A 21,786-nucleotide genomic window follows, 5' to 3' on the forward strand; every position below is an offset into this window, starting at 1 on the left:
GGGGGCTGAGATGAAGGCGATCGAACCATGAGGCCCTGGGAGATCGAAAGGCTCGCCCGCCGGCACGGCATCAGCCCGACAAGGCCCAGTCCCGACAATCGGGAAGTGGCGATCTCCAGCGACACCAAGCGCAAGCTACTTTCGGCACTGAAGGTCGACTTGTCGGCAGCGGCTGATCGCGAGACGGCCGGGACGCGCCAGCAGCCGAAGCCGACGTTCAAGCAGATCCCAAGGTCATACCTCCCGGATTTTCTGTCCGGCACGCGCGTCTGGGGCATCAGCCTGCAGCTTTACGAGCTTCGTTCGGCGCGCAACTGGGGCATTGGGGACTTCGAGGATCTGTCCGTCATGACAGATCTGGCGGGATCGCTTGGCGCCGATTTCATCGGTCTCAACCCGCTTCACGCGCCCTTTCTCGCCGATCCCGAGCGCTGCAGCCCCTATGAGCCCTCGAGCCGCCAGCATCTCAACCCGCTCCAGATTGCCGTCGACCGGGTGCCGGGCTTTACCGGCAATGCCGACCTCGAGCGGCAATTGCAACGCCTTCGCCGAACCGAACTCGTGGATTACGCCGGCGTCGCACGAACCAAGCTTCAAGCGCTGCGGGATCTCTGGCCGGAGTGGCGGGCGCGAGCGGCGACCGACAAGGCCTATGATCCACGGGATTTCGACGCCTTCGTCGCGCAAGGCGGCGACAGCCTGCGGCGGCACGCTCTTTTCGAATGCCTGTCGCTTTCCATGGCGGCTCGTGGCGCAGGCGCCGGCTGGCAGAAATGGCCGTCCGATTTACAGCGCCGCGACAGCGCTGCCGTCGCCGAATTCGAGCGCGAACATGAAGACGATGTGCGTTTCCATATGTGGCTGCAATGGCTCGCCCACCGGCAACTGATGCAAGCGGCCGCGCGGGCGCTGAAGGCCGGCATGCGGATCGGGCTCTATCTCGATCTTGCCGTCGGCGAGGCAGTCGACGGCTCAGCGACATGGAGCGAGCCGGATGTCTATATTTCCGAGGCCACCGTCGGCAGTCCTCCCGATCCCTTCGCCGTCGACGGGCAGGACTGGCATCTTGCCGGCTATCTGCCTTCCATGATCGCATCGGGGAAAACGTCTCCCTTTCGTCGTATGGTGAGCTCTGCCATGCGCTATGCGGGCGCCATCCGCATCGACCATGTCCCGGCGCTTCGCCGCCTCTTTCTGGTGCCGCTCGGCGCCAGCCCGGAGGGCGGGGGCTATGTCCGCTATCCCCAGGATCGACTCCTGCAGATCCTTGCCGAGACGTCCGCCGAGCATCGATGCCTCGTCATCGGCGAAGCCTTGGGGATGATCCCTGAAGACCTGCCGGATGATCTGGCGGCGGCCCGAATTCTCTCTTATCGGATCCTTTCCTATGAACAGGACGACGACGGCTTCAAGCCGGCGGCAGCCTATCCCATTCTTGCCTTGGCGTGCATTTCGACGCACGATCATCAGACCCTGGCCGGCTGGTGGCGCGGCGCCGACATTCAGGACCGGCGCGAGCACGGCATCGTGCCGCCGGATCTCACCAAAAAGCATCTCGAACACCGCAAGCGCGAGCGGCGACGCCTGAAGGCGGCGCTCAGGGCCGCCGGTTTCGGCCTGCCGCAGCGTCTTGACGCAAGGGCAAGTCGGGAGGCGCTGAGGCAGCTGACTGTCAGCGCCTATCGCTTCATCGCCAGAACCCCATCCCTTCTCGTTGCGGTTCGCCTTGCCGATCTCACGGATGAGAAAAACCCGACCAATATTCCCGGCACCAGTGGCAGCTATCCGAATTGGAAGCCGAAGCTGTCGGTTTCGCTCGAGGACATGATGTCGAGCCCGCTCGTCAAGCGCGTAACGGAGGCGATGCGCAAGGAAAGGCCGCAAAATCAAGTGGCAAGGGAACGAATAGGACGCCGGCGGATTCTGAATAGATAGGGAAAAGGATCGCCGAGATGGTTTCCAAGAAACAACTGGTCGAAGTCGCGGTGGATACCGAAGAAGGGCGTGTCCCTCTCGGCATCATGAATGCCCGGCAGGCGCTCGCGCTTCCCGATGATCTCGATGTCGAAATATCGCATCCCGATCACGAGCCGGGCAATACCGACCGCTTCATCCAGAAGCACGAGTTGCGACGGCATCTCGACGTCAGCAGCAAGGGCGCGGGCAAGCCGGTGAAGACCAGAGCAGAAGACGCCGCGATGGCAAGCGGCGGCGGTGGCGGCGCGCATGATCGCCACCATGGCCACGACCCGCGGCGGAGGTGAGGGGCAGACTGGCGGCGGACTGACCAGTCGAAGGGATGAGGTCCGTCGTTTCATAGGATCAACATGATGGAAGACAGACCATGACGACCGCATTCATCCTTGTTGCATTGGCTCTCATCGTCATCTACGCCGGCCCGACACTGCTGTTTATCTGCGTCGGTTATGCCGACTACATGCTGGAGCGGCGCAGACACTTGTTGGCTTTGAAGCACGCGGTAAGGCGCCGCAGCGACGAGCTTTAGGCGTCCGGCAATATCATTGAGGCGCGAGCGCGAGGCAGGCTGCGCGGTGTGGCGACATGCGCTGTCAATCGATCATCAAAACAGGTTTCATGGCGGGACCGCGAGGTCGGAACGTTGATTTTGGGAGATGTGAAAATGCCGCGGCGCAAGAACAGTGAGACGACTACCCTCGATACCCGCGGAGCCAAGCTCGGCGAACCGGTGCCGAAAGCCATTATCGATACCAACACCGCATCCGTCGGCATCCCCCGGCAGCCCGAGGAGGACCTGCGCGTGGAATTGAGCACATTGCGGAAACAGATCGACATGCTCCAGCAGCAGGTGCTGGAGGCCGGGCGAGCGGCGAAGGACAGTGCTGGAAAAGCGATCCATCAGACCGAGGCCGTGGTCAAACATCATCCGCTTGCAACGGTTATGCTCGTGGCTGCTGTCGCGGGTGTGTTTGCCTTTGCCTCACATCACGTCTCCTCGCCGCGTCGCGAGCCATCCGCCTTGCGAGACGTCAGGGACTTCTACGAGAGGATGGGCCAGCTGATCTGACAAGATTTCAGGATTGTCAGCACCCCGATTTTGCCCGAGGCTCTGTCACGCAACAAGGGAAAACCGGATGCTCGACATCATTATACGCAGCGCTCTCGCTATCGTCGGGCGGACGGAACGCTTGATCGAAGCGGCGAGGCGGCTGCTTGACGGAGATGACCTCGACGAGGCGGAGGTGTATGAACTCGATCGTGAGATCGAACGGTTGAGGGACGTGATTTTTGGGATGGACGAGGCGGTCCGGTCGCTCGCACTCACCGTCGAATGCTGGCCGCAGGCCGCTCACGCCCATGCGTTAGAGAAAACATTGCACTGACCGCGTGACTTTAGCAGCACATCGTGATTTCCTAAGTTGCTGTTATAAAACAGGTTTTTCAACGCGAATCGGCATGTCACGCCGATGTCACGCGACCGTGGAGGCAATATGTGCTTGATTGGGGCGTTCGGCGCTGCCGATTTCCAGGCCGGATGCGCTTGGAACGCGGAAAATGAGGGGCAGGGGCGCTATTATCGTTGGGGCATGGGCGATGACTTTGGAGACCTCCGGGCCGATATCCGAGCCCGACGAATTCATATTTCCGGTTCACACCCGGACGATCGCGCAGATACGCTATGATATTCGTGGCCAGGTCATGACGGTCGTCTATCATGATGGCCGCTCGCGCACTACGACCGGCATACAGGGCTCGGCGATGCTGAGAATTCTCGCCCAGCGTCCGCTGGAGCGTTCCCCGTTTCTGTTGCGAACGGTCATCTGACAGAAAATCGGCGCATCCGCAGCTAAATCGTCCTCATGGTGCATCCATTTCCCGGGAGCTGCGTTCATCCTCGATAGCCAGTCTATGGAGGGAAGACGATGACCTTTCCACGGCCGAAAGCCGAAGCTCCCGCTCAGCGCTTCCAAGAAGCGAGCGCTGCTGCACGCGACGCTTTGGAAAAGCTGATTGCCGCCGCCAACGAAGCCGGATGGGGGACCGAGGAAATATCGGTCGCATTCCTCGAGGCCGCGCGGTTTTTGAACGAGGCCAACAGAAAAGATCCCGATCCTGCCGACGATCCGATCATCAGCGAGGTGCCAGGCAAGCGGGAGCAAATTGGACACGGCGAGCTTTTTGATTAAGGCATGTCGCACAAAACTGTGCAGCGGTTTGCGGCAGCGACATGCGTAGGCCCGCAGGGCCAGGTCGGCGAGTGGGATCAATTTGAGCCATCGGGCGTTCTGCGGTGAGGAAACACGGGAGACGCATCATGTTCAAGAACGAATCCGGCACTGGCGCCGACAACAGGCTCGACGACGCCGGCATCCCGCTCGCAAATAAAGAAGAGGCGGACATCAATCCTGACCTCATCAGGCGCGAGGGTTTCGCGAGCGAGGCCGAATACCGCGCCTATCTCGCCACGCTTGGCGGGGAGATTCCGTTCGACGCCTATGTGGCGGAAACCGTCGAGACCTCCGAAGGACATGCTCTGGAAGGCCATCTCAGGGAGTTGCGGGAAGAGCTCGAAAACCTCCAGGCCCGTCTGCAGGTGATCCGGCGGCAGGCCGCGACCGTCTTGACCGAAAATGCTCGCTGGGCCGATGCCAGCGCCCATGCCCAACTCGGTGACCGGCCATGGCTCAAGCTGGCGGGCGCGATGGCGGCAGCCTTCGTCGTCACCAGGGGGCTCCGGCGTTTGCCTCTCGGGACTGTGGCAACCGCGGCGCTGCCGCTGGCCGCCGCCGCGATCAACCGGAAGCTTGCCTGAGATTGATGTGCGAAGGCCAGAGCATGATGCCGAAAAATGTGAGCGGTTTTCGGACGACATCATGCTCTAATTCTTTAATTTAGAACAGGATTCAGATTTTAGGCCGACCGGGCCTAAAATCATCCTGTTCTAGGCTGGAATGAGCGCCATCTTCTCGCCGAAGTGTTCGCGCCATCTTACGGTCTGGAAGGGAGATGAACATGGCTGGACATGACGACCGCTATATCGAGATCACGACGCGTCTTCGCTCGATGCGGTCGTTCTGCGACTTCCTCTCGCAGGGCGGTACCGTCCGCGTCGCCTTGTCGGACGGCGAGCCCTTTAAGGACGTCACCGCCGTTCTGCTGGAACGGAATCGCCGGGAGGCAGAAGCGCTCGCCCGCACCCGCAGGCAGCTTTATCCCGATCTCGCAGACGAAGATGTGACGCCGCCGCTCTACAGCCGTCACTGACTCCTCAGGCAGCGGCCACGCCACGCCTGTCCGTTTCTTCCAGCTGGAACTGGTCGATCAGCTGCAGAAGCGTCCGCGTCTCGTCGGCCAGCTCCTTCGTCGCCGCGCTCGTTTCCTCGACCATGGCCGCGTTCTGCTGCGTCATCTGGTCCATCCGGTTGACGGAGGAATTTACCTCGTGCAGCGCGTTGTACTGCTCTCGGCTCGAGCGGGCGATGACATCCATCTGCTCGGATGCAGTAACCACTTTTGCGGAAATGCTTTCGAGGACTTCGCTGGTTTCGCGCACGACCCGCGCCCCGTTGGTAATCTCCGCGCGCGAGCGTCCGATGAGCTGCTTGATCCGCTGACCGGCCTCGGCGGAGCGCTGGGCGAGATCGCGGACTTCCTGGGCGACGACCGCAAAGCCTTTGCCGGCTTCACCGGCGCGGGCCGCTTCGATGCCGGCATTGAGCGCGAGCAGGTTCGTTTGAAAGGCGATGTCGTCGATGACGCCGATGATCTGCACGATCTCGTCCGAAGCGGCTTCGATCTTGCTCATCGCCTCGATGGCGCTGGCGACGACACCGGATGAGGAATCCGCCGTCTTCTTGGTGTCGGTGATGATCTCGCGGGCATCGTCGGCGCAGGCTGCCGACGAGCGAACCGTGGTGGTGATCTCCTCGATAGCCGCGGCGATTTCCTCGAGCGCGACGGCCTGCTGCTCGGTGCGCTTGGCGAGGTTGCTCGCCGACAGATCCATCTGGCCGGCATTGCCTTCGATCATGCGGGTGTTGGTGCGGATCTGGTCGATCGTTGCCTGCAGGCGCAGCAGCGACGCATTGAAATCATCGCGGAGCTGCTCCAACCGGCCGAAGAAAGGCGTGGCGATCGTCTGCGAAATATCGCCGCGCGCCAGGCGTCCGAGACCCTCGGCAAGCGCCGTCACGGCAAAATCGATCTGCTGTTCGACCGCACGCTTTTCCTCGTCGTTGCGATGCCGTTCCTCCTCGGCCTTTGTTCGCTCGATCTCGCTGCGCTCCTCGATTTCGACCTTGGCGATGGCGTTGTTCTTGAAGACGCCGAGCGCGCGGGCCATGTCGCCGATTTCATCGGCCCGGCTTTCGCCGACGATCGCCGTTTCGAGCTTGCCGTCGGCGAGCCGCCGCATGGCCGAGGTGATCTGGGTGATCGGACCTTTGAGCGTCACAGTCAGCCCGACGCCGGCGAGGATAGCGATCACCACGCCGAGGATCGTCGTTCCCAGCGACATGGAATTGGCTTCGGTGCGTTCTGCGGCCGCGTTCTGCCGCTGCATTTCGGCGAAAGCCGTCAGCTGCGACCACATGCCGTCCACATCGGCGGCGGCGGCGCGGAATTCGTCCTGGCGCTGCGCGCTGATGCGGACGAGATCGCTGGCGGCCTTCTGCATCTTATCCAGCGCCGGCAGGAGCTTCGGTTTGAGATTGTCGAATTGGGTAACGCCGCCGGCATTGGAAATCAGCATGTCCAGCCCTTTTCTGACAGCGGTGATTTCTTGCGAAAGCCGCTGGAGATTGGCGTCCGTCGGGGCCAGCGTCAGCTTCGCCAGGACGATCTGGATCACATAGGCCGAGGTCGTCAGCTTCTGGCCGTCTCTCTGGCTGGTCTTGGCGCGCTCGACCGTCTTGGCCGTTTCAGCCGCCTTATCCGTCACGGTCTTCAACCGCCGCGTGGCGATGACCTGCAATTCGGGCAGCCTGCCGACGATCTGGGCCGTTGCATCCCGAAGGCCGACTGCGCGCTCCTCGGTCTGGCCGGAAGCTTCGACGAGCGGCTTCAGGGCAGCGATGGCATCGTCGATCGCCTTTTTGGCGTCCGACGCCTCGCCGCCGAGCGCCATGCCGACGATGCGCTGTTGCCGGGCGAGTTCTTCCAAATCGGGGCCGCCGATCGGCCCGGCGGCCTGGGCCTTGTCGTTCAGCGATTGGGTGAAGGACGCGAAATCCGAAATGCGCCGCGCATCGGCGAGCGTGTTGCGGGATTCATCTTCCTGCAGGTCGGCGGCACGCTGGAGAGCCTTGGTGCCTTCGACGATATCCGTCTGGGACGATACGACAACGCTCTGCGCCTTTTGGAGATCGGCGAGCAATGCTGCCCGGTTCTCCTGAAGCTGCCACAGTAAATCCATGCGCGCCGAAATTCCGTCGATGGAAGCGAGCGCCTGCTCCAGTTCCTGCTGGCCGCTGCGATCGGCGGCGAGCCTGTCGAGGCCGGATTTCAGAAGGCTGCGTTGATCGGCAAGCCTGGCGGTGACGGCGTCGCGGTTTTCCTGCGTGGCATTGGCAAGGAACTCGGCCATTGCCGCCGACAGATTGCGAAAGCCGCTCAAGGATTGGAGTACGGAGTTGGAAATATCCATCCGCCCCTGAAGCAGGCTCGATGCATAAAAGCCCACGGCGCCCACGGCCATGATGCTCAAGATGAACGGAACGATGAATACCATCACCTGCGTCTGAATGCGCACACGTGACAATAGCCTGCCCAACATCAACCCCTCCTTCCCCGAGAGAACAATCGGTTTCGAGTGACGGTCTCCTCACCGCTCGAGCCGATTGCCTATCCGTTCCCGCTCGGACATATGACGGAGCGGCGGAATGAATATTCCATATCACATTATTCGTGAAATATTCGTTTCAATGTCGTTGAGGGTAGGGTGGATGTCGTTTTTCCACCGATATCCGGCCGCGAGGTTGTCCGGATGTGCCACGCCGACGATCAGGCGAAACCGATTTCCGCAAACAGAGGCAGGTGGTCCGAGGCGATCCGCGTCAGCCGATTTTGCAGGACGGCGGCCTTTTTGACGACGAGATCGTCGGTGACGAAGATGTGGTCGAGACGCATCAGCGGGTAGAGGGAGGGAAAGGTCGGTTTCGCGGCGGCCTTGCCCGCGAGCTGGGCGTCCTTCAACGACCGCGCGGCAAGTCGGTACGTCGCCGATGATGGAATGGCATTGAAATCGCCGCAGAGAATGCAGGGAAGAGGTTCGTTCGCCGCGCCGCGCAGCCAGCCCGCGTTGAGCAGCGTCGTCATCTGCCGGATGCGCTCGCGCCCGCGAAGGCCGAGATGGGTGTTGATCACCAGGAGCTTCCTGTCGCCGACCAGGATTTCGACGGAAAGCGCGCCGCGCTGTTCGCCGATGGAGGGCAGAGGGCCGGCCTTGACCGCGCCTGTCGGCAGCGCGGTGATGATCGCATCGCCATACTGCTCCTCGGCAACCGACAGCGCCGGATGGAAATGCGCCTGCATCTTCAGCAGCGAGGCGATCGCATGAGCCTGATCGACGCCGCCGGTCCGACGTCTCAGGACATCGACTTCCTGCAGGGCGACGATATCGGCTCCAGCCTCGGCAATGACCGACGCGATGCGGCCGGGGTCGAGCTTCCGGTCGTTGCCGATGCAACTGTGCACGTTATAGGTCAGGAGTTTGATCGATCTATCCGGCATAGGCCCGCTAAAGCTGGTCTCCCCTCGAGAGACAGGGTTCGTTCTCCCCGAGGGGAACACAAAACTCTTTTGATCGTTCCAGATGATCGAGCCATGGTGCTCGCACCTCGAAACGGACAATCGATGAGTCTGAAAAACGCAATCTGGAATGGACTGCTCGTTGCCGCCCTTTGTGTCGCGGGCTTTCTTCTCTATCGGATCTTCCGCCAGTACAGCCTGGAGCAGATCGTTCAATCGGTCCGCAGCATACCTTTTCCGAGCTTCTGCACAGCACTGCTGTTTGCGGCGGCATCCTATCTATGCCTGAGCTGTTTCGACTTGCTGGCGATCCGCTCACTCGGCAAATCCCTGCCTTACCGGAAGATCGTGCTCGCCTCCTTCATCAGCCTTTCGCTCGGCCACAATATCGGATTTGCGGGGCTGAGCAGCGGCGCCTTCCGCTATCGCTACTATTCCCGCTGGGGCCTGACGGCCGTGGACGTGGCGAAGATCATCCTGTTCTGCGGCGTCACCGTCGGCCTCGGGTTGATCACGCTCGGCGGCCTTGCCCTGATCGTCAATCCCGGCGATGCCGCGCGTCTGCTGCGCATCGACCCGGCGAGCACCCGCCTTTTCGGTCTGCTGGCGCTCGTCGTGCCGGTCGTCTATGCGGGGCTGGCGTTTTTCATCCGCGGCAGGCTGCGGCTCTGGCACTGGTCGTTTCAGCTGCCGCGATTTTCGATCGCGCTCGCCCAGATCGGGGTCGGGACGATCAATTTCATGCTGGTGTCCGCCTGCCTGCACCAGATGCTCTCGGTCTTCGGCGACGTTGCCTTCTTCAAATCGGTGACGGCTTACGTGCTCGCCAATTCCGCGATCCTCGCGACGCATGTCCCCGGCGGTCTCGGCGTACTCGAGGCGACGGTCTCCTATGTCGTGCCGCAGGAGGCCTCGATCGGCGCGCTGATTGCATTCCGCTGCAGCTATTTTTTCATTCCGCTGGCGCTCGGTACCACGCTTCTCATCGTCAGCGAACTGATCTTCCGGCGCCGGTCACGCGGAGCGGGCCAACAGACGGAAGAGCGCGCCGAGGCCCAGTCGGTTTAGGAGCCCGAAGGGCCGGGCCGGGTCGAAGAACGCGGTGCCTCTTATCGGCGAAATACTGCCCGACAGATCGACGGCAAATTCCCGCAAGCCCCGAGGCCCATCATTGAGCGTATCGATTGCCCGGATGATCGAGCCGCTCCGTGCAAAGGCCGCGGCGAAGGTCTCCGAGGTCGTTCCGAGATATTCGGCCAGCAGGCGATCGCGCAAGTCCGCGATACGGCGGCGATGTTCGTCATTGCCGGCCTCGAGCAGCATGTCGCATTCCGAATCCAATCCCTCCGAGCGGTTGTTGAGATTGGAGGAGCCGATGCGGATCAGTTCGTCGTCGGCAATGATCAGCTTGGAATGGATGAGCACCTCCACCCCGTCTTCCTTTCCGGGCATTGGCAACCCGGGCACTGACGGCCCGGGCACTGGCGGCCCGGGCACGACGGGATAATAAACCCTGAACCGACCGGCGCGATCGGCGCGCTTGAGGCGGCGGATGACGCGGTCGCGATTGCCGCCCATGAAGAGTTTTTCGATCAGGCCGTGCGAACGGCGCGTGCAGATGACCACGATCTCGGGGCCATCTTCCTCCTGCAGCCGCGCGGCGAGGGCGTCGGCGATGCGGAAGGAGGCGAGATATTGCGCTTCGATGTAAAGCTGCCGCCGCGCCCGGGCGATGATATCGAGTGTCGAGGCGATTCCGTCGCTGACCCCGGCGCGGAAAGTGGTCGCCGGCTCCGTCAGCACGAGGCTGATGGGGATCTGCTTCAGCGAAACGGCAAGATCGTCCGGCCATGTGAAAGGGTAGCTCTCGGCAAGCGGTCCATGGTTTTCGCCGGTGGCGTTTTCCCAGCGCCGCCGCGCGATGTCGCCGATCAGCCTGGCGGCGTCGCCGGTAACCATCGCCTGAACGTCATGCAGCGGATCGTAGGACACGCCTTCGGGGTCACGTCGCAGCGCCTCCTTGGCGCGATGGCGTCTCGTATCCCATCGCCGCGACGTCACGTCCATGCCGCCGATGAAGGCGACGGCATCGTCGATACAGACGAGTTTCTCATGATGGCAGCCGCGCACGGTGTTTTGAAGATCGAAGCGCAGATCGATCCTGGCATTCCTCGGGAAGTTTTTCTTCCGAAGCACCTGCAGGGATTTTCCCGAATAGATCGGTCCGAGCGTCCAGATGAGGATGCGTATCTCGATCGCCGGATTTGCCTCTGCCACGGCATGCAGCAGCTCGGCCAAGGTTTCGCCGGATTTTTCCGGCTCCATCGGAATATCAGGATTGAAATCCCATCCGACGATCCAGACCCTGCGCCGCGCCTGCCGCAGCGCCCGCGCCAGCTCGGCGAAATACCGGTTGCCATTGATCAGGAAGGCAGCTTTTTCGGCGTAGCCTTCCAGTTCCTGTTTTTTGCCGCCGCCTGGCTGTTGCGCTTTTGTTCTAAGCAGGTAGGGTTGATTGAGCATGGTTTCTAACGCGGTCATGGTTGCCTCGGCCTTTCGACTGAAAGCAAACGCCCGGGACTTTCCCGAGTTCCCGATCGCAGCCGGCGATGGAAAATGTAAGGAAAAGAAATGTCACAGCGAGCAGGCAGCGCCGATCTTCCCCTTCATGGGGGACGTGTGCCGCATTGGCTCGGCGACCGGATGACGCGGCTCGGCACGCTGATCACCGAGGCGATCGTTCATCATTACGGTCGCGATGAGTTTCTGCGCCGGCTCGCTCACCCTTTCTGGTTCCAGTCCTTCGGCTCGGTCATGGGCATGGACTGGCATTCCTCCGGCATCACCACAAGCGTTCTCGGCGCCTTGAAGCGCGGGCTGAAACCGCGCGCCGGGGAACTCGGACTGCATGTCTGCGGCGGGCGCGGCCAGCACTCGCGCAAGACACCGCACGAGCTCGTCTCGATCGGCGAGCGCGTCGGTTTGGACGGGGAGGGGCTGGCGACGACGAGCCGTCTCATCGCCAAGGTCGACAGTGCCGCCCTTCAGGACGGGTTCGACCTTTATCTTCACGGTTTCATTGTCGCCGATGACGGTCATTGGGTGGTCGTGCAGCAGGGCATGAACGGCGACAGGCGGCAGGCCCGCCGCTACCACTGGCTTTCCGAAGGGCTCGAAAGTTTCGTCGACTCGCCGCATGCGGCAATCGAGGGACGGAGCCAGGGCGAGATCGTCAATCTCGCAGACCGGCGCGCCGAGCGCTCGCGGCGCGGGCAGCTCGATCTGCTGGCCACTCTCGGTCCCGACAGGATCGTCCGCGAGGCGGCGGCGCTGCAACGCGCCGAGCAAGCGGAGCCCGAGCCGGACGAACAGCCGATGCTGCCGCACCTGATCATGCCCGCCCATCACGATGTCCGTGAGAGCGATGTCAATATGCGCCGCCTGCATGGAAATCTCGCCGCCGCGGCCGATCGCGGGCCAGCTGATTTTCAGGAACTGCTGCTCGTTCCCGGTGTCGGCGCCCGCACGGTGAAGGCGCTGGCGATGGTGGCGGAAGTCGTGCACGGCGCACCCTGCCGCTTTTCCGACCCGGCGCGCTTCTCGATCGCCCATGGCGGCAAGGACCGCCATCCCTTCCCGGTCCCGCTCAAAGTCTATGACGAGACGATCGGCGTGATGAAATCGGCAGTGCTGAAGGGCAGGCTCGGACGGGAGGAGGAGTTGCAGGCGCTGAAGCGCCTCGACGAACAGTCCCGACAGATGGAACGCTACGTGACCGGCCCCGACCTCAAGGAAATCATCGCCGGCGAATTCCGCCAATCCGCCGATTTCGGCGGCCGCAGTGTCTTCGGCTGGGAGGCGCCGCCGGCCCCGGACGATTGATTTCAGTGCCCGTCGGGCGGGACGGCTTCGGCTGGCACCGTCTCCTTCAGGTTCTTCCGATGGAAGATAAAGAGACCGGCAAAGACGATGATGGCGGCGCCGATGACGATCTGCATGTCGGGAATGTCGTTGAAGAAGATGTAGCCGAGCACGATCGCCCAGAGCAGCAGCGTATATTGCATCGGTGCCAGCAGCGATGCCGGTGCAAGCTTCAGCGAGCGCGTGATGAGCAGATGCGCGCAGGTCGCGACAACGCCGAGCAGCAGCATGCCCGACCAGTCGACGAGTGTGGCCGGCTGCCAGTTGCCGATGCTCAAGCCGATGCCGGTGACGAGGGCGGCGACCGTCTGCCACGTCACCAGCGTCGTGTCGCTGGTGGAGCGCAGATATCGGCTCATGACAAGCGAGAGCGCAAAGGCGAAGCTGCCGGCAAGGCCGAAGAAGGATGGAAGCGACAGCATCGCCGTGGAGGGCCGAAGCGCGATGACGACGCCGGCGAAGCCGACCAGCACGGCAAGCCAGCGCCGCCAGCCGATCTTTTCCCCGAGAAAGAAATGCGAGAGCGCGGCGATATAGATCGGTCCGGCCATATAGAAGGTCATCACATCGGCGAGCGGCAGATAGGCGACGGCTGCGTAGAACAGGGCGACATCGCCGGTCGCCATGGCGACGCGCATGAACTGCAGGCCCTTCTGCTCGACGCGGAACAAGGCCATCGGCCCTTGCCGTGCGATCATCGGTCCGAGCACGATGAAAGCGCCGACCGAGCGGATCACCAGCACCTGGCCGACGGCAAAGCTTGTCATCAACCACTTGCCCATTGCATCGTTCAGCGCAAACAGCAGATCGCCGAGCAGCATCAGCACGACGCCCGTCATGATCAGGTTGCCGGCATTGGCGACGGCCGTCTTTGTCTTCATTCCCCGAATCCTCGCAAAAACGGCCGCGCATGCGCGGCCGAATGCGGCTTCGGCCTTAACAAGGCCGATGTCAAGTGTTCACTAGTGTACAGACGGCGGGCGGCCGGTGTGGAACGAGCGTACCAAGCTGAACCGCTGGCGGTCATCGTCGAGCGAAGCGGTCGTTGCTGGGACTGCAAGCCGTCTTTTGGCTGGAGGGGGCTAACCCCTGCCGTACATCCTGCTCGCCCGCAGCAGGCGCTGCGAATAGGGATGGTCGACCGCGCCTCTTCGCAAGGCCTCGATATCGACCTGTTCGACGATCTCGCCGGCTTCCATGATCGCGACTCGGCTGCACATGTGGGAGACGACGGCGAGATCGTGGCTGACGAGGAGATAGGTCAGGCCGCGCTCCTTGCGCAGGTCCTGCAGCAGATTGAGGATTTCGGCCTGGACGGAGACGTCGAGGGCGGATGTCGGCTCGTCGAGAAGCAGGACGTCGGGGTTCAGCATCAGGGCGCGGGCGATCGCCACGCGCTGCCGCTGCCCGCCCGAGAGCTGGTGCGGAAAGCGGTAGCTCAGCGCTGGATCGAGGCCAACCGACCGCAGCACGGCGTTCACGTCGACGGAATTTCGGTCCAAGCCCTGGTTGCGCAGCGGCTCCTGCAGCTGCGAGCGGATGGTCTTGCGCGGGTGGAGTGAGCCGTAGGGGTCCTGGAACACCATCTGCACCCGCCGATAGAACGGCCGGCTGCGCTGGCGCTCCAGCGCCTCGCCGTTGAGGACGATGCGGCCGTCATAGTTGGCGTTGAGGCCGGAAAGCGCCCGGAGAACGGTGGACTTGCCGCAGCCGGATTCGCCGACCAAGCCGAACGCCGTGCCGCTCTCGATGGCAAGGTTTACGTCCTTGACGACCGGCCGCTGGCCGTGCCCGAAGCGGATGGTGAGATTGTCGATCCGGATCATCGCTGCGCCTCCGCGAGGTCATTCAGCCAGGCGGGATCGCGCTTCAGGATCGGCAGCCGGGCGGGCGGATCCTCGATCGTCGGCAGCGATGCCAGCAGGCCTTGCGTATAGGGGTGTCTGGCCTTGTCGAGATCGCGTGCCTCCAGCACTTCCACGACGCGGCCGGCATACATGATGAGGACGCGGTCGCAGAAATTGCGGATGAGGTTGAGATCGTGGCTGATGAAGATCAGGCCGAGATTGCGGCGTGAAACGAGTTCGTCGAGCAGCGCCAGGATCTCGAGCCTTACGGTTACGTCAAGCGCCGAGGTCGGCTCGTCGGCGATCAGCACCTCCGGTTCGGCAATCAGCATCATGGCGATCATCACGCGCTGGCCCATCCCGCCGGATATCTCGTGCGGGTAAAGGCGGGCGACGCGTTCGGGATCGCGGATCTGGACGGCTTCGAGCATGTCGAGCGCTTGGGCGTAGGTTTTTTTCGCGCTCTCCTTGGGATGATGGAAGCGGTAGGTCTCGGCAATTTGTTCGCCGATCCGCATAACGGGATTGAGCGAATATTTCGGGTCCTGCAGGATGAGGCCGATCCGCCGCCCGCGGATCGTCATCATCGTCCGCTCGTTCGCCTTGAGGAGATCCAGGTCGTGAAAGCGCATTCGCTCGGCGCTGATCATGGCGGTCGGCGGCAGCAGTTTCATGATCGCCCGGCCGACGGTGGATTTGCCTGATCCGGATTCGCCGACGATGCCGAGTTTTTCCTGGCCGAGCGTAAAGCTCACGCCGCGCACTGCGCGCATGTGGCCGCCGCCATAGGCGATTTCGAGGTTGCGGATATCGATCAGGGGCTCTGTCATTCCGAACCTCTCGGGTCGAGCACGTCGCGCAGCGCATCGCCGACGAGATTGAAGGCGAGGCTGACGAGCGCGATGGCGATGCCGGGCGCGGCGATCACCCAGGGGCTGTCGAGCATGAATTCGCGGCCGCTGGCGGCCATCGAACCCCATTCGGGCCATGGCGGCTGTGCGCCGAGGCCGAGAAAGCCGAGACCCGCGGCGGTGATGATGATGCCGGCCATGTTGAGCGTGACGCGCACGATCACCGAGGGAATGCACATGGGCAGGATGTGGCGGGTGATGATCGCGATCGACGTCGCGCCCTGCAGGCGCACGGCGGCGACATAATCCGCCTTGCGCAGGCTGAGCGTTTCGGCGCGCGCCAGTCGCGCGATCGGCGGCCAAGCCGTCAGCGAAATGGCGATGATCGCATTGGTGATGCCGGGGCCGAGAGCGGCGGCAAAGCCGAGCGCCAGCACCAGCCCGGGGAAGGAGAGGAAGATGTCGGTGATGCGCATCAGGATCTCGTCGACGATGCCGCCGAAATAGCCGGAGAAGGTGCCGATCAGCAGGCCGAGCGGCGCGACGATGATCGTCACCAGCATGATGATGTAGAGCGTCGTGCGGGCGCCGTAGATCACCCGCGCAAAGACGTCACGGCCGAAATTGTCGGTGCCGAGCCAATGTTCCGCGGAAGGCGGCGCAAGCCGCCCTGCCATGTCCTGAACGATCGGGTCGTAGCTCGTCAGCAGGGGAGCCGCCGTCGCCACGACGATCAACAGCACGATGATGACGAGGCCGGCGAGGCCGAGCGGGTGAAGGCTGAATTTTTGCCAGCCCTGATGGATCTGCTGCGCCGACGACTGGAACCAGCCCTGAGGCTCGGGCGCGTGCAGCCAGTTGCGAAAGCCGCCGGCATGGGTGGTGTCTGCGTCTTCGGTGGAGATCGTCATGGCGTCACCGTGTTCTCGGATCGAGGATGCGATAGAGGACGTCGGACAGGATGTTGATCGTCAGGAAGACGGCGCCGATCGTCAGCACCGAGCCCATCACGACGTTCATGTCGTTCATCTGCAGCCCGCGGGTGAGGTATTGGCCAAGCCCCGGCCAGCCGAAAACCGTCTCGATCAGCACCGCGCCTTCAAGCAGGCCGCCGAAGGTCAGCGCCAGGATCGTCAGGAGCTGCACGCGGATATTGCGGAAGGCATGGCGCCAGACGACCTTGCGGGTGCCGAGCCCCTTTGCCCGGGCGGTGATGATATATTCCTGGCTCAGCTGCTCCAGCATGAAGCTTCGCGACATGCGGCTGATATAGGCGACGGAGTAATAGCCAAGGATCGCCGCCGGCAGGATGATATGGCCGAGCGCATTGTGGAACACGTCCCATTGGCCCTCGATCGCCGCATCGATCAAGAGAAAACCGGTCATGGGCGTGACGAGGCCTTCATAGAAGACGTCGACCCGGCCCGACGCGCCGACGAGCTTCAGCTTGGCGTAGAAGATGAAGAGCGCCATCAGGCCGGTCCAGAAGATCGGGATGGAATGGCCGGCAAGGGCGACGATGCGGGCGATGTGGTCGATGATCGTCCCGCGCCGGACCGCAGCGGTGATGCCCAAGGGAATGCCGACGATCGCTCCGATGATCATCGCGATGATGGCAAGCTCGATGGTGGCAGGAAAGATCGTCATCAGATCGGTCAGGATCGGCTGGCCTGTCGTCGCCGACATGCCGAGATCGCCGGTGGCGATCTTCCCGACATAGGAGAGGAACTGCATCCAGATCGGCTGCCCGAGGCCGAGCTCATTGTAGACGCGGTCGTAGACCTCCTTGCTGACTTCCGCCCCGGTGATAGCAAGCACCGGGTCGGCAGGCAGAAGGCGGCCCATCGAGAAGGTCAGGAAGAGCAGGCCGAGCAGCGTCGTCACGACGGCGACCACGCGTCCCGCCAGCCGCCGCAGCAGGCTCAGCAGAGGGTGCGGAGCCGCCTCGGCGAACCCGCCCCCCGCCGGCTGGCGGCCTTCCCGCTTCGATGTCAGATCGGCGCTCGCCACGCGCTCTACTCCTTGGTCACATCATGCCAGCGCGTCGACCATGTCGTGTGCCCGTGATAATTCTTCACGTTGGCGCGCATGACATAGGGGTCGGTTCGCTGGAAGAAGATGACGAGCGGCGAAGCCATGCCGGCATAGATGCCGTCCATCTTCTTGAAGATGTCGGTGCGCTTTCCCGTGTCGCGCTCCCGCATCGACTGGTCGATGAGCGTGTTGAGTTCGTCCACCTTCATGCCCGTGCGCCAGAGGTAATAGCTGCCGAGGCGCGCCTCGTCGCTATTGTCGGGGTTGAAGGCATATTGCGTCGCGACAGCGAAGGGGTCGGGCAGGCGGGCGCCGGAATTGCCAAGCAGCACCTCGAATTTGCGCTCGCGGAAGGCGGGCGTGAACTCGCCGGGCACGAGATCAAGGTCGAAACCGGCGGCCCGCGCACTTGCCTGCAGCGCCTCGGCGAAGGGCAGGGTTGGGGCTCCCGAGGGATTGAGCACCTTCTTCAGGCCGTTGGGATAACCGGCCTCCGCCAGCAGCTGCTTGGCCTTGGCGGGGTCGTAATCATAGCGCACGGCCGCCTCCTCGGGCGCGCCGATCATTCCGCGCGGGATCATCGACTGCCAGGGAAAGCCGGTATAACGCATGATATTGCCGGAGATCGCTTTCCAGTCGAAGGCATGCTGGAAGGCCTCGCGAACCTTCGGCTTCTGCAGATCGGGGTCCTTCTGGTTGAGGGCGATATAGTAGAAACCAAGGCCCGGCACGTTCTCGATCACCACGTCCTTGTTGGTGGCGAGCGCATCGAGATCGCCGCTTGCCACATACTGGCCGACATCGACGTCGCCGGCTTCGAGCTGGAGCCGGAGGTTGCCGGACTCCGGGATGTGGCGGGCGACGACGCGCGCCATAGCCGGCTTGCCGCCCCAGTATTTCGGCTGCGCATTGAAGATCGCCACATCGTTCGGACGCCACTGCGCCAGGCTGAACGGACCGCTGCCGGCGGAATTCGCCGAAAGCCAGGCGCCGCCGAAATCGCCGTTCGCCTCATGCGACAGGATCGTCTTCTTGTCGACGATGCCGATCGACGAGCCGGCCAGCGAATAGAGCACGAGGTCGGTATTGACGGTCTGCGGCAGCTCGATCTCCAGCGTGTGCTCGTCCTTGGCGCGAACGAGCTTCTCGACGTTGTCTGAAGTAAAGCCCCAGAGTGCGACGTCGGTGGAGCCGACTTGGCCCATCTTGATGACGCGCTGGATCGACCAGGCCGCATCCTCCGCGGTGACCTTGTTGCCGCTCTGGAAGACCGCGTCGTCGCGCAAGGTCAGCGTGATGAGCTTGCCGTCGGCCGAGACCTCCCATTTCGTCGCAAGCATCGGCTTCAGCGTCTTGAGGTCGTCGGGCGAGAGCTGCACGAGGTTGTCGTAAAGATTCGAGATCAGCTCGGACACCGTGCGGGCGTTGTTCTGAGCCGGATCGAGTGTGCGGATGCCGGTGAGGTTGGTGCCGATGACCAGCATGTTGGGCGGCGACGCCGCCGAAGCGGGTTGCGCTGCCATCAGGGCACCGGTGATTGCGATCGTCGTCAGTACTTGTCTCAGCATTTCAAGACCTCCCAATCCTGTCGCTTGTCAAAATCGTGTCGAACTCAAAGCATGGTGCCGAAAAGCGTGAGCGCGTGGTCCGGCGCCATGCCTAACTCTTTAATCTGGAACGGCATTTAGACCGATCGGCCTAAATCGCCTTATTCTAGCCGGCCGCCTTCGCGTCCTGCCGGCCCGGGTCGGATCGAATGTCGCCGTCGGCCTCCCAGCCTTCCAGCAATCGATGAAGCTCCTCGCGGTCATGTTGGTCGAGCCGCGGCAGCCCCGGCACGCGCACCGGCCCGACGTCGAGGCCGGCATAGGTGACGGCCTCCTTCACAACGGTCACGTTCGCGCCGTTGCGGAATTTGGTCCGCATCCGCTCGAAGGGTTCGAGCTTGTTGACGATCGCCCTTGCACGGCCGAAATCGCCTTTTTCAAGCGCATCATGGACCGCAAGCGAGAGCTTCGGTGCGACATTGACGAGGCCGGAAGTGAAGCCGCGCGCTCCAGCAGCGGTGAAGGTCGGCGCCCAGCTCTCCGCCAGCCCGCAGACGAAGAGCGCACCGTTCGGATCGGCTGCCGGGATCGCGCGCGACAGCAGCATCAGGTCGGTTGTGGCAAATTTGATGCCGGCAATGTTGCCGTGGTTTGCGAGGCGGACGATATCGGCGACCGCAAAGCCGTCGGCCCTGACATAGGCGATGAGCGGCAGGGCGCAGGCATCGGCGAGATTGCAGAAATAATCAATCTGAGCCGAAGGTGCGGCGAAGGGATCGACGGGCTGGTGCGACATGACGGCGGAGGCGCCGATCGCCGCCGCATCCCTCGCCATGCCGATCGCCTCGCGCAGCGACCGGCCGATCGCCGCCGTCACCGGCGCCCTGCCGTCGACGCCCGATACCGCCGCCTCGTGGACGATCCGGATTTCCTGCGGCGTCAGCGCATAGAATTCCCCGGTATTGCCGGCGGCGACGATGTTGTGAATGCCGGCCGCCGCCACCCGCCCATAGACCTGCGCGGTGATACGCGGTTCGACGTCGCCTTTTCCGTCATAGGCCGTGACGGGAACGCCCGACACACCTGTCAGCGCCTTGCGCATGATTGCGATGCTCATTCTTCTCCCCGTTCGCTTTCCATCAAAATGAGTGATTGCCGAAGCGGAAGGGCGCCAAGCCCTCCGCATCCACGTCGAAGGCGATGACCGTGCCGGCCTCGAAACGTCCGGTACGGTCCGTCGACAGGCTGGTGACGAAGAGCGTCCTGAAATCGGGCCCTCCGAAACATGGCATGGTCGGCGCCGCCACCGGCAGATGATAGATTTCGACGATCTCGCCGTCGCTCGATATCCGGTTGAGCCGGCCGGCAGAGACGCCGGCGCTCCAGTAAAACCCGTCGCGATCTGTGGCCGCGCCGTCCGGCCGCCCCTCTTCCTCGGTGAAGCTGCGAAGCCGGCGTGCTTCGCCGAGCTCGCCCGTCGCCGGATCGAAGTCGAAGGACTGAAGAAAACATTGCCGGCTGTCGGAGTGGTACATCCGCCGGCCGTCTGGCGACCAGGCGAGGCCGTTGGAACTCGTTAGACCAGTCGCGACGGCGCGCGCGCTGCCGTCGGCTCCCACGCGAAAAAGTGCGGCGTCATTCACCTGCGGCTTGGCTTCGCTGATCGAGCCGACCCAGAAGTGTCCGTCGGGTCCGACCTTGCCGTCGTTGAGGCGGCCGTTGACGTGGCGCCCGGTCGGATCGCAAAGAAACTCGATATCGCCGGAGACGGGATCGAAAAGATGGACGCCCGTCTGAAGACCGACGACGATCCTGTTGTCACGGCAAAGCCCGAGGCAGCCGACCGCAGCCGGCATTGCGAAGCGGTCGACCGTGCCGTCCGGGGAAAGCCGCAGGACTGCCGGCGCCAGGATGTCGACAAGCCAGAGAGCTCCGGTCTCTTCGTCCCATACGGGCGATTCACCGACCGTCAGCGGCTGCTGCAGCACCGAACGGATCTTCGGTTCAATGATGCGCGGCGCCGTCACGAGACCGTCTCCGGGTTTTTGGCGAGACCCTCGCCATCGCGCATGCGAATGGTGCCGTCGTGATTGAATTCGCAGAAACCGCCGCCCTGGAATGCGCGGGCGACGGCTCCCTCCGCGCCATCCTCGATGTGGGCGTGATCGCGCGGCCGGTCCTGCGGCTGATAGCCGAGTCTCGCCGCCAGACCGTTGTCCCACCATTTCTCGTCCGTATCGGAAACCCCGTAGACGACCGTTGCGGCGATCGAAGGATGGCCGAACCCGATCCGCACGAGTTGCGCCAGATCCCGCGCGCTGATCCAGATCGCGATCGATCGTTCGCTGTTCGGATAGGTGCCGGCATTGCCGATGCGGATGGACAGAGAACGAATGCCCGAAGTGTCGTAATAGAGCCCCGCCACCAGCTCGCCCCAGCATTTGGAAAGCCCGTAGGGGCTGTCCGGTCGCATGGGGTCGAGTGGGGAGATGATCTGGCCGCGCGGATAAAAACCGGTCGCATGGTTGCTGGAGGCGTAGACCACCCGCTCGACCTTATTGATCCGGGCGGCCTCGTAAAGATTGTAGGTTCCGAGGACATTCGCCTGCAAGATCGCGTTCATGTCGACACCGCCTGCAAGACCGGCGAGATGAACGATGCCCTCGATGCCAGCCAGAGCCGCCGTCGCCTCATCGAGCTTTGACAGATCGGCGCCGACAAAGCTTTCGTTCTCGGCCAAATCCGCAGGTTCATGAATGTCGATCAAACGAAGATGCTCGACATGCTGCCGAAGAAACGGGCGCAGCAGCGTCCCGACGCGTCCGGCAGCACCCGTCATGGCGATCCGTCTCATCGTTC

At 62.9% G+C, this 21,786-nt stretch carries 22 protein-coding genes and 1 pseudogene; 11 read left to right on the top strand and 12 right to left on the bottom strand.

Translation table 11 applies throughout. The features are described from left to right. The first annotated feature begins 27 nt into the window (after window positions 1-27). The 9 genes and pseudogenes from malQ to CO655_RS09840 all read left to right on the top strand — a co-directional run bounded on the left by malQ (window position 28) and on the right by CO655_RS09840 (window position 5,244). Window positions 28-1,935, top strand: a complete 1,908-nt coding sequence (gene malQ, locus CO655_RS09805; RefSeq protein ID WP_097664498.1) for a 4-alpha-glucanotransferase — start codon at window positions 28-30, stop codon at window positions 1,933-1,935. 17 nt (window positions 1,936-1,952) lie between these two features. After that, window positions 1,953-2,141: pseudogene (locus CO655_RS09810) on the top strand (hypothetical protein); the annotation flags it as partial. A 203-nt stretch (window positions 2,142-2,344) separates the two neighbouring features. Further along, window positions 2,345-2,506, top strand: coding sequence for a hypothetical protein (locus CO655_RS33805; RefSeq protein WP_170964797.1), 162 nt, complete (start codon window positions 2,345-2,347; stop codon window positions 2,504-2,506). 135 nt (window positions 2,507-2,641) lie between these two features. After that, entirely contained in the window at window positions 2,642-3,046 is a 405-nt protein-coding gene (locus CO655_RS09815; protein ID WP_097664499.1) for a hypothetical protein, read from the top strand. Between the two features lie 67 nt (window positions 3,047-3,113). After that, a complete protein-coding gene (locus CO655_RS09820; protein ID WP_097607731.1) occupies window positions 3,114-3,362 on the top strand; it encodes a hypothetical protein in 249 nt (82 codons plus the stop codon). 211 nt (window positions 3,363-3,573) lie between these two features. Then, complete coding sequence (locus CO655_RS09825; protein ID WP_097607730.1) at window positions 3,574-3,804, top strand: hypothetical protein; 231 nt, start codon at window positions 3,574-3,576, stop codon at window positions 3,802-3,804. Window positions 3,805-3,902: 98 nt separating this feature from the next. Continuing rightward, on the top strand, window positions 3,903-4,166 hold the full coding sequence (locus CO655_RS09830) for a hypothetical protein (RefSeq protein ID WP_010026897.1): 264 nt from the start codon (window positions 3,903-3,905) through the stop codon (window positions 4,164-4,166). Between the two features lie 128 nt (window positions 4,167-4,294). Next, the gene (locus tag CO655_RS09835; RefSeq protein WP_097664500.1) at window positions 4,295-4,792 is read left to right on the top strand and encodes a hypothetical protein; all 498 of its coding nucleotides are present in this window, start codon (window positions 4,295-4,297) and stop codon (window positions 4,790-4,792) included. 200 nt (window positions 4,793-4,992) lie between these two features. Continuing rightward, on the top strand, window positions 4,993-5,244 hold the full coding sequence (locus tag CO655_RS09840) for a hypothetical protein (RefSeq protein WP_097664542.1): 252 nt from the start codon (window positions 4,993-4,995) through the stop codon (window positions 5,242-5,244). Window positions 5,245-5,248: 4 nt separating this feature from the next. Here the strand turns inward: CO655_RS09840 and CO655_RS09845 are convergent, their stop codons facing one another. Both CO655_RS09845 and CO655_RS09850 read right to left on the bottom strand, forming a co-directional pair. Further along, entirely contained in the window at window positions 5,249-7,753 is a 2,505-nt protein-coding gene (locus CO655_RS09845; protein WP_097664502.1) for a methyl-accepting chemotaxis protein, read from the bottom strand. Window positions 7,754-7,980: 227 nt separating this feature from the next. Beyond that, entirely contained in the window at window positions 7,981-8,709 is a 729-nt protein-coding gene (locus CO655_RS09850; protein WP_097664503.1) for an endonuclease/exonuclease/phosphatase family protein, read from the bottom strand. 123 nt (window positions 8,710-8,832) lie between these two features. Here CO655_RS09850 and CO655_RS09855 point away from each other — a divergent pair, with 123 nt between their 5' ends. Next, the gene (locus tag CO655_RS09855; RefSeq protein ID WP_097664504.1) at window positions 8,833-9,795 is read left to right on the top strand and encodes a lysylphosphatidylglycerol synthase domain-containing protein; all 963 of its coding nucleotides are present in this window, start codon (window positions 8,833-8,835) and stop codon (window positions 9,793-9,795) included. Here the strand turns inward: CO655_RS09855 and CO655_RS09860 are convergent. Continuing rightward, complete coding sequence (locus tag CO655_RS09860) at window positions 9,742-11,268, bottom strand: phospholipase (protein ID WP_097664505.1); 1,527 nt, start codon at window positions 11,266-11,268, stop codon at window positions 9,742-9,744. The two genes, CO655_RS09855 and CO655_RS09860, sit on opposite strands and share 54 nt — an antisense overlap. A gap of 90 nt (window positions 11,269-11,358) precedes the next feature. Here CO655_RS09860 and CO655_RS09865 point away from each other — a divergent pair, with 90 nt between their 5' ends. Then, complete coding sequence (locus CO655_RS09865) at window positions 11,359-12,609, top strand: DUF763 domain-containing protein (RefSeq protein WP_097664506.1); 1,251 nt, start codon at window positions 11,359-11,361, stop codon at window positions 12,607-12,609. A 2-nt stretch (window positions 12,610-12,611) separates the two neighbouring features. On the opposite strand, the gene CO655_RS09870 is transcribed toward CO655_RS09865, so the two are convergent. The 9 genes from CO655_RS09870 to CO655_RS09910 form a co-directional block, all read right to left on the bottom strand. Beyond that, window positions 12,612-13,529 carry a DMT family transporter gene (locus CO655_RS09870; protein ID WP_097664507.1) on the bottom strand — a complete coding sequence of 306 codons (918 nt, stop codon included), beginning with the start codon at window positions 13,527-13,529 and terminating at the stop codon, window positions 12,612-12,614. Window positions 13,530-13,730: 201 nt separating this feature from the next. Further along, window positions 13,731-14,474 (bottom strand): ABC transporter ATP-binding protein, encoded by a 744-nt coding sequence (locus CO655_RS09875; RefSeq protein ID WP_097664508.1) that lies wholly within the window; start codon window positions 14,472-14,474, stop codon window positions 13,731-13,733. Continuing rightward, window positions 14,471-15,325, bottom strand: coding sequence for an ABC transporter ATP-binding protein (locus CO655_RS09880; protein ID WP_097664509.1), 855 nt, complete (start codon window positions 15,323-15,325; stop codon window positions 14,471-14,473). The genes CO655_RS09875 and CO655_RS09880 overlap by 4 nt, the downstream gene beginning before the upstream one ends. Continuing rightward, window positions 15,322-16,257 carry an ABC transporter permease gene (locus tag CO655_RS09885; protein ID WP_097664510.1) on the bottom strand — a complete coding sequence of 312 codons (936 nt, stop codon included), beginning with the start codon at window positions 16,255-16,257 and terminating at the stop codon, window positions 15,322-15,324. The genes CO655_RS09880 and CO655_RS09885 overlap by 4 nt, the downstream gene beginning before the upstream one ends. A gap of 4 nt (window positions 16,258-16,261) precedes the next feature. After that, window positions 16,262-17,356, bottom strand: a complete 1,095-nt coding sequence (locus CO655_RS09890) for an ABC transporter permease (RefSeq protein ID WP_097664511.1) — start codon at window positions 17,354-17,356, stop codon at window positions 16,262-16,264. 5 nt (window positions 17,357-17,361) lie between these two features. Then, complete coding sequence (locus CO655_RS09895; protein ID WP_097664513.1) at window positions 17,362-18,948, bottom strand: ABC transporter substrate-binding protein; 1,587 nt, start codon at window positions 18,946-18,948, stop codon at window positions 17,362-17,364. Window positions 18,949-19,093: 145 nt separating this feature from the next. Next, entirely contained in the window at window positions 19,094-20,044 is a 951-nt protein-coding gene (locus CO655_RS09900; protein ID WP_097664514.1) for a dihydrodipicolinate synthase family protein, read from the bottom strand. 22 nt (window positions 20,045-20,066) lie between these two features. Then, window positions 20,067-20,954 (bottom strand): SMP-30/gluconolactonase/LRE family protein, encoded by an 888-nt coding sequence (locus CO655_RS09905; RefSeq protein ID WP_097664515.1) that lies wholly within the window; start codon window positions 20,952-20,954, stop codon window positions 20,067-20,069. Next, window positions 20,951-21,781: an NAD(P)-dependent oxidoreductase gene (locus CO655_RS09910; RefSeq protein ID WP_097664516.1), complete on the bottom strand. Its 831-nt coding sequence runs from the start codon at window positions 21,779-21,781 to the stop codon at window positions 20,951-20,953. The genes CO655_RS09905 and CO655_RS09910 overlap by 4 nt, the downstream gene beginning before the upstream one ends. Window positions 21,782-21,786 lie beyond the last annotated feature (5 nt).

The sequence above is a fragment of the Rhizobium sp. M1 genome (genome assembly GCF_002531805.1).
Taxonomy (GTDB): Bacteria; Pseudomonadota; Alphaproteobacteria; order Rhizobiales; family Rhizobiaceae; genus Rhizobium; species Rhizobium etli_C.

Bases quoted from the DNA above. Each gene is read 5' to 3' on its own strand.
- CO655_RS09880 (WP_097664509.1), bottom strand. From the start codon at position 15,325: ATGACAGAGCCCCTGATCGATATCCGCAACCTCGAAATCGCCTATGGC.
- CO655_RS09910 (WP_097664516.1), bottom strand. From the start codon at position 21,781: ATGAGACGGATCGCCATGACGGGTGCTGCCGGACGCGTCGGGACGCTG.
- CO655_RS09870 (WP_097664507.1), bottom strand. From the start codon at position 13,529: ATGAAGACAAAGACGGCCGTCGCCAATGCCGGCAACCTGATCATGACG.
- CO655_RS09830 (WP_010026897.1), top strand. From the start codon at position 3,903: ATGACCTTTCCACGGCCGAAAGCCGAAGCTCCCGCTCAGCGCTTCCAA.
- CO655_RS09845 (WP_097664502.1), bottom strand. From the start codon at position 7,753: ATGTTGGGCAGGCTATTGTCACGTGTGCGCATTCAGACGCAGGTGATG.
- CO655_RS09895 (WP_097664513.1), bottom strand. From the start codon at position 18,948: ATGCTGAGACAAGTACTGACGACGATCGCAATCACCGGTGCCCTGATG.
- CO655_RS09815 (WP_097664499.1), top strand. From the start codon at position 2,642: ATGCCGCGGCGCAAGAACAGTGAGACGACTACCCTCGATACCCGCGGA.
- malQ (WP_097664498.1), top strand. From the start codon at position 28: ATGAGGCCCTGGGAGATCGAAAGGCTCGCCCGCCGGCACGGCATCAGC.
- CO655_RS33805 (WP_170964797.1), top strand. From the start codon at position 2,345: ATGACGACCGCATTCATCCTTGTTGCATTGGCTCTCATCGTCATCTAC.
- CO655_RS09820 (WP_097607731.1), top strand. From the start codon at position 3,114: ATGCTCGACATCATTATACGCAGCGCTCTCGCTATCGTCGGGCGGACG.
- CO655_RS09850 (WP_097664503.1), bottom strand. From the start codon at position 8,709: ATGCCGGATAGATCGATCAAACTCCTGACCTATAACGTGCACAGTTGC.
- CO655_RS09835 (WP_097664500.1), top strand. From the start codon at position 4,295: ATGTTCAAGAACGAATCCGGCACTGGCGCCGACAACAGGCTCGACGAC.
- CO655_RS09825 (WP_097607730.1), top strand. From the start codon at position 3,574: ATGACTTTGGAGACCTCCGGGCCGATATCCGAGCCCGACGAATTCATA.
- CO655_RS09875 (WP_097664508.1), bottom strand. From the start codon at position 14,474: ATGATCCGGATCGACAATCTCACCATCCGCTTCGGGCACGGCCAGCGG.
- CO655_RS09855 (WP_097664504.1), top strand. From the start codon at position 8,833: ATGAGTCTGAAAAACGCAATCTGGAATGGACTGCTCGTTGCCGCCCTT.
- CO655_RS09860 (WP_097664505.1), bottom strand. From the start codon at position 11,268: ATGACCGCGTTAGAAACCATGCTCAATCAACCCTACCTGCTTAGAACA.
- CO655_RS09900 (WP_097664514.1), bottom strand. From the start codon at position 20,044: ATGAGCATCGCAATCATGCGCAAGGCGCTGACAGGTGTGTCGGGCGTT.
- CO655_RS09865 (WP_097664506.1), top strand. From the start codon at position 11,359: ATGTCACAGCGAGCAGGCAGCGCCGATCTTCCCCTTCATGGGGGACGT.
- CO655_RS09885 (WP_097664510.1), bottom strand. From the start codon at position 16,257: ATGACGATCTCCACCGAAGACGCAGACACCACCCATGCCGGCGGCTTT.
- CO655_RS09840 (WP_097664542.1), top strand. From the start codon at position 4,993: ATGGCTGGACATGACGACCGCTATATCGAGATCACGACGCGTCTTCGC.